Origin of the sequence: Empedobacter sp. GD03739 (assembly GCF_029843245.1) — a bacterium.
GTDB classification, from domain to species: domain Bacteria; phylum Bacteroidota; class Bacteroidia; order Flavobacteriales; family Weeksellaceae; genus Empedobacter; species Empedobacter falsenii_B.
This window is the reverse complement of record NZ_JAOCHX010000037.1, coordinates 19,853-30,465: the sequence shown is the minus strand read 5'-3', so window position 1 is coordinate 30,465 and position 10,613 is coordinate 19,853. Positions and strand designations below refer to the sequence as shown.

Annotated in this window: 9 protein-coding genes; 6 read left to right on the top strand and 3 right to left on the bottom strand. The window is 30.2% G+C overall.

The genetic code is table 11. The annotated features are described in order from the left end of the window. The first annotated feature begins 88 nt into the window (after positions 1 to 88). Positions 89 to 1,018 (top strand): glutaminase, encoded by a 930-nt coding sequence (locus N5E64_RS11915; RefSeq protein WP_280037707.1) that lies wholly within the window; start codon positions 89 to 91, stop codon positions 1,016 to 1,018. Here the strand turns inward: N5E64_RS11915 and cmk are convergent. Both cmk and porQ read right to left on the bottom strand, forming a co-directional pair. Continuing rightward, entirely contained in the window at positions 1,008 to 1,694 is a 687-nt protein-coding gene (cmk, locus tag N5E64_RS11910) for a (d)CMP kinase (protein ID WP_125350732.1), read from the bottom strand. The genes N5E64_RS11915 and cmk overlap by 11 nt on opposite strands. Positions 1,695 to 1,745: 51 nt before the next feature. After that, the gene (porQ, locus tag N5E64_RS11905) at positions 1,746 to 2,771 is read right to left on the bottom strand and encodes a type IX secretion system protein PorQ (RefSeq protein WP_125350731.1); all 1,026 of its coding nucleotides are present in this window, start codon (positions 2,769 to 2,771) and stop codon (positions 1,746 to 1,748) included. Positions 2,772 to 2,888: 117 nt separating this feature from the next. On the opposite strand from porQ, the gene N5E64_RS11900 reads away from it, so the two are divergent. Beyond that, positions 2,889 to 5,159, top strand: a complete 2,271-nt coding sequence (locus N5E64_RS11900; RefSeq protein WP_280037706.1) for a DUF2339 domain-containing protein — start codon at positions 2,889 to 2,891, stop codon at positions 5,157 to 5,159. Between the two features lie 15 nt (positions 5,160 to 5,174). Here the strand turns inward: N5E64_RS11900 and N5E64_RS11895 are convergent, their stop codons facing one another. Continuing rightward, on the bottom strand, positions 5,175 to 6,470 hold the full coding sequence (locus N5E64_RS11895; RefSeq protein ID WP_280037705.1) for a mechanosensitive ion channel family protein: 1,296 nt from the start codon (positions 6,468 to 6,470) through the stop codon (positions 5,175 to 5,177). A gap of 159 nt (positions 6,471 to 6,629) precedes the next feature. Between N5E64_RS11895 and zupT the strand changes: the two genes are divergently transcribed. The 4 genes from zupT to N5E64_RS11875 all read left to right on the top strand — a co-directional run bounded on the left by zupT (position 6,630) and on the right by N5E64_RS11875 (position 10,509). Then, the gene (zupT, locus tag N5E64_RS11890) at positions 6,630 to 7,412 is read left to right on the top strand and encodes a zinc transporter ZupT (RefSeq protein ID WP_115002203.1); all 783 of its coding nucleotides are present in this window, start codon (positions 6,630 to 6,632) and stop codon (positions 7,410 to 7,412) included. Positions 7,413 to 7,565: 153 nt separating this feature from the next. Next, complete coding sequence (locus N5E64_RS11885) at positions 7,566 to 7,889, top strand: hypothetical protein (RefSeq protein ID WP_280037704.1); 324 nt, start codon at positions 7,566 to 7,568, stop codon at positions 7,887 to 7,889. 254 nt (positions 7,890 to 8,143) lie between these two features. Then, entirely contained in the window at positions 8,144 to 9,469 is a 1,326-nt protein-coding gene (locus N5E64_RS11880) for a tyrosine-type recombinase/integrase (protein WP_280037703.1), read from the top strand. Between the two features lie 353 nt (positions 9,470 to 9,822). Then, positions 9,823 to 10,509, top strand: a complete 687-nt coding sequence (locus tag N5E64_RS11875) for a hypothetical protein (protein WP_280037701.1) — start codon at positions 9,823 to 9,825, stop codon at positions 10,507 to 10,509. Positions 10,510 to 10,613 lie beyond the last annotated feature (104 nt).

The following is a 10,613-nucleotide window of genomic DNA, read 5'->3' as shown; positions in this document are numbered from 1 at the left end:
AAATGGTTTATTCAAAAAAATAAATAAATTTTTAATTTTGTTTAACATGTAAAATAGATTTACATTCATACTATATATAATATGCGCGATGATTTCGAAAGAAAAAGAATATTTTGAGATAATAAATAACATTTACCTAAAAGTAATTGAAGAAGAAAATTTGGGAGAAACAGCTAACTATATACCTGAATTATCTAAAATAGACGGTGAGAAATTTGGAGTTTCTTTATTGTTTACGGATCAACTTCAGTTTGGATTTGGTAATTGTGAAGAAAAATTCTCGATTCAAAGTATTTCAAAAGTATTGCTTTTGGCTTTAGTTTATAGAGAAATTGGCGAGAAAATTTGGGAAAGAGTTGATGTAGAACCTTCGGGAACGCCATTTAATTCATTATTGCAATTAGAAACTGACAAAGGAATTCCTAGAAATCCATTTATCAATTCGGGCGCTTTAGTAGTTTGCGACATCTTAATTGGTATTTGCGATAATCCGAAAGCATATTTTTTAAATTTTATCAAAAAGGTTTCTGGTAATTATTCTATTCAATATTCTGATAAAATTGCAAAAAGTGAGTTTTCTACCGCTTATCGTAATACAGCTTTGACAAATTTTATAAAATCGTTGGGCAACATTCATAATTCTCCAGAAGATGTTCTGGATTTGTATGTTTATATCTGCTCGATTGAAATGTCGTGTATGGAGTTGAGTAAAACTTTTTCTTTTTTGGCTAATAAAGGAAAAAACTTATTTGATGATTATCAAGTTTTAAACATTAGTCAAACAAAACGAATCAACGCTATTATGCAAACTTGCGGTTTCTATGATGAATCTGGTGAATTTGCTTTTCGTGTTGGATTACCTGGAAAAAGTGGTGTTGGCGGAGGAATTGTTGCAATTATGCCCAAATATTACATTGTTTCAGTTTGGAGTCCTAAATTAAACTTAAAAGGAAACTCCTACCGAGGAATGAAATTTCTGGAAGAATTTACAACCGCAACAGAGGATTCTATTTTTTAGAATTGATAATCTCCATCACTTTATTCACCGTTTCTTCTAAATTCATGTTCGAATTATCAACTTCTATTGCATCATCTGCTTTACGAAGTGGTGAATATTCGCGATGAGAATCGATATAATCTCTTTCGTTCACATTTTTTAGAACCTCATCTAATGGAATATTTTTCCCTTGTTGTTGATATTCTAAAAAGCGACGTTGCGCACGAACTTCTGGTGAAGCTGTAACAAAAATTTTGATATCTGCATTTGGAAAAACTGTTGTCCCAATATCGCGACCATCCATCACAATACCTCCTTTTTCTCCCATTTGCTGTTGAAGCGCTACACAATAATCGCGAACAGCAGGAATCTCAGAAATTGGACTAACCATTTTAGAAACTTCCATCGTACGAATATCAGCTTCTACATTTTCACCATTCAAAAAGGTAAGATTCTTTTGAGTTATAAGATCTTGTTTAAATTCTATCTTAATGTCAGATAAATTGATTATTAATGCTTGCTCATCAATTTTATTATCGACAATATACTGATGTTGAAATGCATACAAAGTCACAGCGCGATACATTGCGCCACTGTCAATATGTGTATAACCAAGATTTCTTGCAATAATTTTTGACATCGAACTTTTTCCTGTAGAAGAATATCCGTCGATTGCAATAATTAAATTTTCTTTCATCTATATAGAATTGAAGACAAAGATAAGATTTTATAGTTGTTTGAAAAGTTTTTATAACCAAGGATTACTTCTCCAATAATCTCGACCTTGAATAATTCGGTCTAAATTGAGAATCAAACCAAAGTGATTAGAACCTCCAGATTTGTGGTAATTCGCATGACTAAACTCGAATCGAAAAGCATTTATACGGATTCCAAAACCATACGTTAAACCAGATAAAGAGCGAATTCCTTCGGCTGCTAATTCATTTCCACGTTTGAAATTATAACCTAAACGCATATTAAAGTCAGATTCTGGAAATAGCTCTGCTCCAACCGAAATATGATCAATCATTTTTCTTCCAGCAGAAACTTCCTGTCCGTTTTTATTATAAGGTTGAGAAATATCAAACTTCTGCAAATCGTGCAAAGAAAACGTAAATTCTAACGGAACATGTTCTAATCGATGCGAAATTCCCAAATTAACTTGCGTTGGCATATCTTCTTTTTTGCCATTATACGTTTGAATTTGTTGACCGATATTACGCACAACCAGCGAAACATTGATATTTTTATCAAAATCGTGGTACGAAAGACCAACATCTCCAGCAATTGCCGAAGATTTATATGATTCGATAGTAGAATTGATGTATTTTAAATTTGCTCCAACTGTCCAATAATCGCCCAAAACACGTGCATAACCAACTGTAATTGCGGCATCATTTGCTTTGAAATTCCCTGTCACATTTCCATTTTCGTCAGTTCCAATTAATTTTCCGTAATCAACATATTGACCATGAACAGAAACAAAATTTTCTTGATCGATTTCATAAACCGTCGAAAATGTTCCGAAATCTACATCCGCAATATAATTGACGTAATTGATTCCAAATTGACCATGCATTTCTCGGTTCATCAAGGCCGGATTCCATAAAGCAGAATTGGGGTCAGCATCCCAAGAAGTTGCTGCATTTCCTCCCAAAGCCGCTTGACGTGGAGAAGTTGTAATGTTCAAAAACTCGTAAACACGCGTTCCATCTTGCGCAAAAATCGAAGTCGATAGCGCGATAAACAATAATGTACTTAGCTTTTTAAACATTTAGCAAAAATAAAGATTTTGTAGAATAACGAAAACAGAATGATTTTGGTATATGCAAAACAAAATTTTAGGCTTTCTGAAAAAAAGCTTAACTTCAATTTACCTAAAAAACACTTTATGGAATTTTTAATTGCCATTATTATATTCGTATTGATTGTTATTTTGTTTAATAAAGTTTCGAAACTAAAAAAACAAATTGATTATCAAGAAACTAAGCTAAAGCATTTACAAGAGCAATTGGATGCAAAAGAAATTAAAACTGAATCAAAACCAATTATTGAGCAACCTAAAATAGTTGAAGAGAAAAAAATTGAACCTCAACCAGAAGTTGTTTCCTATCATAAAATCGAAACGCCAAAACGTATTTTTGACGAAATTCCACCAAGACAAACAACTGAAAGCAGTTTTGATAAAAATCTCAACAATGCAATTGCATTTATCAAAGACAATTTCTTGACGATTTTCGGAATTGTAACCTTAGTTCTGGGAATTGCTTATTTCGTAAAATATGCAATTGATCAAAATTGGATCAACGAAACTTTCCGAGTAATGATTGGAATTGGAGTTGGTTTAGGAATTATTGGAATTGCTCATTTTATTCGGAAAAATTTTGAATTCTTTTCTTCCATCTTAATCGGTGGCGGATTAACCGTTTTATATTTCACCTTAACCATCGCCTTCCGAGAATATCATTTACTTTCTCAGAATACCACTTTTGGATTATTAACAATTGTAACGATTTTCTCTATCGTGATGGCAATGTTATATAATCGACAAGTTTTAGCCATTTTTTCGATTATTGGTGGTTTTACCGCTCCATTGATGATTAGTACAGGCGAAAGCAATTTTGTATTTCTGTTTGGTTATTTAACGATTCTAAACTTGAGTATGCTGTACATGGCTTGGCGAAAAGATTGGCAAGTTATTTCGTTTATCGCATTTGGCTTTACCTTTATATATAGTATCGCTTGGATCGACAATTCTAAAACCTCAACGCAATATCTTTTCTTTGGCTTGCTTTACGTTATTTTCACTATTACAAGTTTAATTAACTACATCAAAAAAGGAGAATTTTCGGTTTGGAATTGCCTTTTACTAATTTTCAATACCATTTTATCAACCATTTTAATTTCTTCGGTTTATTATTTTATTGTTGGAAATAATAATGGTTTAATGGCTTTCATATTTGGATTGATAAACGCTTTCGGTGCATTTTACATCTACAAAACATCTAAAAATAATTTATTACAAAATACCTTAATCGGTTTGAGTATTGCGCTTATCACAACTGCAATTGCCTTACAATTTAAAGCAAATGTCGTCTCGATTTGTTTCGCGATTGAATCAACTTTATTACTGTTTCTTTGGAAAAAAAGTAAAGAAAACATTTTCAAAGTCTTTTTCATTGCCATGTTTCCTTTTTTATTGATTGCTTTATGCGTCAATTGGTTTGATTATATTGATACTGAAAAACATTTAGTCGTAATTTTCAATCACGTTTTCATCACAAGTTTTATTGCATTAATTTGTTCTATTGCGAATATATATTTGATGAAAGATTTCGAAACCGAAGAACAATTTCTAGGTTTCAAACTCAATCATTCCAAATTTATCTTCATCTCAACATCGCTTTTATTGATGTACACAGGAATTTTGTTTGAATTAATTTACCAAATCGAACCTTATTTCAACTTTATGATGATTGTAAGTTATGTATTGATTTATACATTATTCTTTATTGCATTTGTTTTAGCGCTACGCGAAAAACTAAATTTAGGAAATGCCTTGCAACTTATTTTACAAATTTCAGCAGCTTTCTGCATTCTATTTTTACCAATGTTTGCCGAAATTCCGTTGTTACCAAGCAAAATAAATTACAACATCGGTAGTTATTTTCTTTATTTGAGTTATCTCATTCCGACAGCTTACATTATTTATTTAGTTGTAAAAAGTAGCGATTTCCAAAGCTCCAAAGCAAAACAAATCATCAGCATGCTTGTGTTGGTTTATGTGATTAGTTTTGAGAAATACAATGGTTTTATGTTGATAACACTTGATGAAACTTCATCTAATTTTTCACATCAAGCCGATATTTTCCGAATGATATTATTGCCAATTATTTGGGCAGTTTTAGGATTTGTATTGATTTATTTCGGATTGAGAAAACAACTGAAAGGTTTTCCTATTGTTGGAATTATATTATTTGGATTGATTATTCTAAAATTATATTTTGTGGATGTTTGGGAAATGAGCAACATTTTCAGAATAATATCTTTTATTGTTTTAGGAATTTTAATCTTATTGACTTCTTTTATGTATCAAAAACTAAAAAATTTGATGGTTAATTTGATGGAAAAACCGAGCGAAAACAAAGAAGCTGAACAGTAATGTTCAACTTCTTTGTTAATTATTTCTTCTCAATGCTTCAGCAATGACACGCATATCATCCGAAGAAGGTAACTCGAAAATTTCTAAATGGAAATATGGAACAACCGCAATAATATGATCGAAAATATCAGCCATAATCACTTCATATTCGTTCCAAACTGTTGTATTCGTAAACATAAATAACTCAATTGGCAAACCGTGTTCGGTTGGTTGAAGTTGTCGAACCTCGAACATCAAATCTGTTCTGATTTTTGGGCTATTATAGGTATATGTCTTGATATATTGTCGAAAAAGACCAATATTCGTCATTCGTCTTCTGTTCGCTAAAATCGTTGGATCAACTTTATTCGATACATTATATTGATTGATTTCGTTCGTTCTATCCACAATAAAATCGTGTAACATGCGGATTTTTTTCAATTCTTCAATTTCTTCTTCTGTCAAAAATCGAATCGAATTCATTTTAATATTTATCGAACGTTTAATGCGGCGTCCACCAGCATTTTGCATACCGCGATAATTACGAAACGAATCTGAAACTAATGCATACGTCGGAATTGTTGTAATTGTTTTATCAAAATTCTGAACTTTTACCGTTCCTAAATTAATCTCGGTAACATTTCCGTCTGCGCCATATTTTGTCATCTCAATCCAATCACCCACGCGCACCATATCATTCATCGAAACCTGAATACTTGCCACAAAACCTAATATCGAATCTTTAAAAACCAACATCAAAACCGCCGAAGCCGCTCCCAAAGAAACCAAAAATGTAATAGGCGATTTTCCTGTCGCAATCGAAAAAATTAGAATTCCGCAAACAAAGAAAACTAAAATATTCATCACTTGCAGATAACTATCAATTGGTTTATCCGAAAAAGATTTATTACCTCGAAGAAAATCCCTGAACGATTTAAAAATTGCATTAAACAACAATCCAACCGCAATTACCAACGCAACATCTGTAATTTGCATCGCAATTTTGATCCAATTCGGAAATCCTTTAAAGATAAGTGGGATCGATTCTTTGGCGACAATTACAGGAACAATATGTGTTGCGAATTGTAAAACCCTGTTCTTGATTAATAAATCGTCAATCTTTGTTTTACTTTTTGCAATAAAGTTTGTTAAAACAAGTAATAGCACTTTTCGCAATAAAAAATCGATCGCATACAATATAATAACTAACAAAATTGATAGAACAATTGTTGTCATTATTGTGGTAGAATAACTCGAAAGTCCCAATTTGGCAATCATTTCGAGCATTGAGCGATACACATCGCTTTGAATATTTTCGTCTAAAAGTTCCATCTGAATAAAAACTAATACAACAAAAATAAGTTTATCCTTTTCATAATTTACAACAACTGATAAATTACATTGAAATTTGTTGGTTTCTTAATTTATCTTGGTTCAAAACAATGAAAAGATTATATTTGTTAGATTAATCTAACTTATTTATTAAAATTAATGTTTTCAAATCCGCTAATATTTGCTTTTAGTTTAACCTTTCTTGCCGGAATCAGCACTGGAATAGGAAGTCTTTTATGTTTATTGTACAAAAAATTCAATCCAAAATTCTTAGGCGTAATGTTGGGAATTTCTGCTGGTGTAATGCTTTATGTCTCTTTTGTAGAAATTTTAACAAAAGCTAAATTATCATTATTAAGTGTTTTTGGAGAAAAATTAGGTTACACTTATACATTATTGGGATTTTTTGCAGGAATTTTAATCATCATTTTAATCGATAAAATATTGCCTCATCATCATTGCGATGAAAATAAAACAGAGACAAACGATCAGAAATTATTGCGTTTAGGTTTGTTTTCTGCTTTAGCTTTATCAATTCATAATTTCCCTGAAGGATTAGCAACTTTTTTGTCAGCATTAGAAAATCCAACTTACGGAATTTCTATTGCATCTGCCATCGCCATTCATAATATTCCAGAAGGAATTGCTGTTGCAATCCCTATTTATTACGCTACAAAAAATAGAAAAAAAGCATTTCTATACTCTTTTTTATCAGGATTAACAGAACCTATTGGCGCATTAATTGGCTATTTTGTATTGTTACAATTTTTTGATGAATCAATTTTCGGGGCAATTTTCGCGAGCGTCGCAGGGATGATGGTTTATATTTCGATCAATGAATTAATTCCGACGGCAAACGAATACGCTGGAAAAAAATTATCAACTTACGGAATTGTAATCGGTATGTTTGTAATGGCGGTTAGTCTTGTACTTTTTATGTAAAAACAAAAAAACTTCCCGAAAAGAGAAGTAATTTTGAGAAATGATATAAATTAACACATGAGGATTTTGTTACTGCAAATGTATACAGTAAATAAAACTCAAAGCTTAACAGAATATCATTAGATTGTTAAGCGAAGATTAAATAGAAAGATTATGAAAAATATAGTTTTACTTTTTTGCTTTACTATCATTTATAGTTGTTCGTCATCTTCAGATTTTCACAACATAAATGATCACATTGAAGATGGAAAATATTGTGCGAATGTCAAGGTTATAACGAACAAATCAACCAAGACATATCGATTAACTATAACTGCGAAAAATAATTATTTACATAAAATTGATTGGCCAAATGGTGGTTGGCTGGATAATACACATTACAAACTTCCTGAGTTTTATAAAAATGAAGCTACTTTTATAGATGATAGAGCCCGAAAATTTGAAGTAAAAATTATACAAGAAGGAGAATGTAAATAAAAAAAGCTCGAAACTAATGTTTCGAGCTTTTGCTTAGTACTCGGAGTGGGAACATTCTTTAAGAAAATTAGAGGTCCTAATTAAAATTTCACTGACAAACGTACTCCTTTATAATCCTTTGTCATAAAGGAATTCTTGATTTGTCATGAATTAATATGAAACAATATGAAAGCTGTTGAAAAGATTATCATGGTAATAAATATGGTAATTTTTTTGATTTCTTACTCTTCAAAATTTAACATAAAAATTTAATTATGATAGTAATTGGAAAATTTAAAGTTCAGGAAGCTAAATCTGGAAGTAAGTTGGTATATAGAATTCGACATGCCAATAATGTTGACATCAAAATAACATTAAATCATATTGTATTAGACCTTAACAAGTGGGATAATTTTAGTCAATCTTTTAGATATAAAAGAACTGAAAAAGATTACAAAAAATCATTAGAAGTAAACAATTCAGTAATTCTATTCTCTCAATTTATTCAGGAGGAAATATACTCTCCAGAAATAAAGAACAACAAGCTTACTTCAAAATGGTTGCGTGAAAAATATTACGATTTTTTTGGTTTTGAGAATCCTAATCAAAATAAAGACAAAATTGATGATGAACCATACTTTATAGACTATTATAACCATTATATCTCCACCAATAAAAAAATTGAAGGACAAGCTAAGAACGGCAAAAATCTTTCGCAAAACACAATTAAGGGATATACAACTATGATTAACTACTGGAGAGCATTCTTGATTCACCAGAATCAAAAAGACTTCAAATTACAAGAAATTGACTCGAAAATTTTTGAAGACTATATCAAATATCAAGAGAGTGAAGCAAAATTAGGAACAAACTCAATAGACACAAACACGAATAAATTTAAAGCAATATTAAATTATGCGAAATCAAAATCTATAAAACTTCATGAAGATTACTTAATTGGTAATTTCAAATTTTCTGGAGTTCAAACAAACGAAATATACCTCAATGATGATGAAATAAACCTTATCTACAATCTTTTTGTTCCTCAAAATAAAAAATATTTAGAGAATGCACGAAGGTGGTTTATAATTCAGCTACATACTGGATTAAGAATCTCAGATCTCTTTGCTTTAACAATTGATAAGTTCAAAAACGGCTTCATAGAAACGAAAACAATCAAAACTCACACTGATGTTGTTATTCCAGTATTTAATCCTGTAAAAGAAATATTATCACTTAATAACGGAAATTTACCAAAAGTAATTAGTGAAGTAAAATACAATAAGTACATCAAAGAAGTCTGTGAACTTGCTGGAATAAATGAACTTGTTTCAGGAAGCAAATTTGTTGTCACAGGTAAAGGAAAAAATAAACGAAAACGAAAAGTTATTGGAAATTATTTTAAATATGAATTAGTGAGCTCACATACCTCGCGCCGTTCCTTGTTTACAAATCTAGCTAAGAAATCAATACCTCTTTCAGATTTAAGCGCAATCAGCGGACATTCTTCTATTAAAACGTTAGAGAATTATATCAGAAGTTCAAAATTTGAAAAAGCTAATTCTGTAAAAGAAAAACTAGAATCATTAAATATTTATTAAAGACAGGTAGGGGGTACCTACGTATCCCCTTATTTCTACCCTCCCTCACTGTATCTTAAAATACACCACCAAGTACTTCCTTAATTTTTTTTATTTTTTTTGTTCCGAAAAAAGATCTTTTTCAATATTTTAACTAGCAAATCCAACTTTATTTTAATGGGACATAAGCATCATTACCTCATCATAATATCATTTACAGAATATTTTTTTTAAAAATATTTCACTGAAAATCAATTTATTATAAATTATTTCTCTTTTTATTTTAATCAAAACTTGACTTTTTATTTTTTGGTTGGTACATATATATAGGCTTTGGGCGCATTATGCCCATATAACAAGTGCTACTATTAATTATGAAAAATTTTAAAAACATAAAATATATAATCGAAAATAAACTCCTTGATCTTGGTTTAAGACAATTAAGAAGAAGAGTAAAAGAATTATTTATTAAGAACGATATTGCTGTTAAGAGGATAATAAATAAAAAAAATTTGGATGAATATTTAATAGATTTAAATTTTCTTGAAAAATTTCAAAGGAAAAGAGCTCCGAAAAAAACAGTATCAAAACCTATTTCTGAAAAAAATAATTCCGAAGTAAAAAGAGAAATACAGAATCCCTACAATACAAACATATCAATTAATATAAAATCTGACGACGTCGCTAAATTTGGTAATTATGATTACGATTACAACGATTTCATCGCCAGAACTATTTTTAAAAAACTTGGCATGGATCTTTATTATGTAATTGAAAAAGAAGAAAAAAATGTCAATCATTTTCATTTACATCTAGGTCTTAAGCGCGGTAATCTATCTATTGGAGAGATTAGAAAAAAGATAGAAGAATTATTATATAATCATTTTTATATTTCAGATGAAATTTTCACCGATTCTTCTGGATGTCAAAGAACAATTATATACGTCGAGGAAATGATTTCTGATTACGCCAACAGAAATTACATAGGTAAAGGCGTAGATAGATTAGGTGGAATAATTCCCACTTTTCTTCCTGTAAAAAAACGCTTAAATGTTACATAACATCTATTCTTTTCTGGTTTTTTAAATTTTATTAAATTTCTTTATATAAATAATTGATTGATAACTATCTCTATTTCTTAAATGAAAATTTAAGCCCACTTATA